Raw genomic sequence first — 504 nt, forward strand, 5'->3', positions numbered from 1 at the left:
CCTTCCGAGCTGCGGGAGGAAATCGTGGTCTTTGATTTTCCTCTGCCCAGCATTCCCGAAATTGAGCGGCTCCTTACCCACGCGATCCCTGCCCGCCAACTGGAGCTGAGCAGCCCTGCGCGAGAACAACTGGTTCGAGCCTGCCAAGGACTGACGCGGCAGCGCATTGAACGCATCCTGGCCCGCGCCTTAGCTGCCAAGGGCAAGGTCAGCGAGGGCGACATCGATCTGGTTTTGGAAGAAAAAAAGCAATACATCCGCCAAACGGAAATCCTAGAATTTTACAGCCCTTCGGAAACCTTGCAAAATGTCGGCGGCCTGGAAAACCTCAAGGCCTGGATTAGAGAACGCCGCAACAGTTTTAGCGCTCAGGCCCGCGACTATGGCTTGCCCAGTCCCAAAGGGATTTTGCTGGCCGGGATCCAAGGCACTGGCAAATCCCTCTGCGCCAAACCCATAGCCAGCGAGTGGCGCATGCCTCTGCTTAGGTTGGAGGTGGGGCGG

1 pseudogene is annotated in these 504 nt (G+C 57.9%); it reads left to right on the forward strand.

Annotated elements, in window-relative coordinates:
* A pseudogene (locus tag NW807_RS10865) lies at positions 1-504 on the forward strand (AAA family ATPase); the annotation flags it as partial.

The organism is Synechococcus sp. R70.1 (assembly GCF_047461675.1).
In the GTDB taxonomy this organism is placed as follows: domain Bacteria; phylum Cyanobacteriota; class Cyanobacteriia; order Thermostichales; family Thermostichaceae; genus Thermostichus.